This window comes from Mesobacillus stamsii, from assembly GCF_030814065.1.
Taxonomy (GTDB): domain Bacteria; phylum Bacillota; class Bacilli; order Bacillales; family Cytobacillaceae; genus Mesobacillus; species Mesobacillus stamsii.
Map to the genome: position 1 here is coordinate 1 of NZ_JAUSUN010000066.1, position 1203 is coordinate 1203.

The following is a 1203-nucleotide window of genomic DNA, read 5'->3' on the forward strand; positions in this document are numbered from 1 at the left end:
GGGGTGTTCGGATGATAAATTTTAGTGATGGGTATTCAAAAGAATTTAAAATAATTATTAATAACACCCTAGATGAAATTTTCGACTTTTTTATGGAAGTTGGTAGCAATCTTCACTATGAAGAAATATATGCAACTGTTTTTCCGATACATAAACAGGATGACCATGAATATGGGATGAATAAGCTTAAAATCTTGCTTAGGAATATACGAGATGATTTTCAGCATCAGTTAACCCCATTAGATGAATATGTTTTATATCACGTTCTTTATTTTGTGTATGATTCATCAGACGATGAATATAATCTAGATGATATTATTTCAAAACAATTAACTGACGAAGTTGTGAAAAAGATAGAGAACGTAGAACCTGATGGTGTAAAACTTCTTAGGAATACTCATACACCCTATGATGTAATAGGTATAATCTTTGAAGATGTTGATTTCCTGAGGGACACAGGGACAGGTACCTTGTCCCACCATTTTTTTACAACTGGTTTGGTGTGGTGGTTACATTCAAGGTACATGGGCATGGGAGATGGTGAGATAGATAAAGTTAAATTATATCCGAAATAACACATTTGAAGTATGTTCCATACCAAAAATGTATAATTTTTAAGAATTAAATGTAATCTATCAATCTGTAAGCTCATAAAAAAGCAGAAGTATGAAGCGACTCACTAAGTTACTGTATTTTGCTATACTAAACTTGGTGGGTCTTTTTATTCTTTTAGATATCGATACAATTGTTTATTGGGGGTGTTCGGATGATAAATTTTAGTGATGGGTATTCAAAAGAATTTAAAATAATTATTAATAACACCCTAGATGAAATTTTCGACTTTTTTATGGAAGTTGGTAGCAATCTTCACTATGAAGAAATATATGCAACTGTTTTTCCGATACATAAACAGGATGACCATGAATATGGGATGAATAAGCTTAAAATCTTGCTTAGGAATATACGAGATGATTTTCAGCATCAGTTAACCCCATTAGATGAATATGTTTTATATCACGTTCTTTATTTTGTGTATGATTCATCAGACGATGAATATAATCTAGATGATATTATTTCAAAACAATTAACTGACGAAGTTGTGAAAAAGATAGAGAACGTAGAACCTGATGGTGTAAAACTTCTTAGGAATACTCATACACCCTATGATGTAATAGGTATAATCTTTGAAGATGTTGATTTCCT

Annotated in this window: 2 pseudogenes; both read left to right on the top strand. The window is 31.3% G+C overall.

Annotation, left to right across the window (positions count from 1 at the left end):
• Window positions 1–575, top strand: a pseudogene (locus J2S25_RS19970) (hypothetical protein); the annotation flags it as partial.
• 191 nt (window positions 576–766) lie between these two features.
• Window positions 767–1203: pseudogene (locus tag J2S25_RS19975) on the top strand (hypothetical protein); the annotation flags it as partial.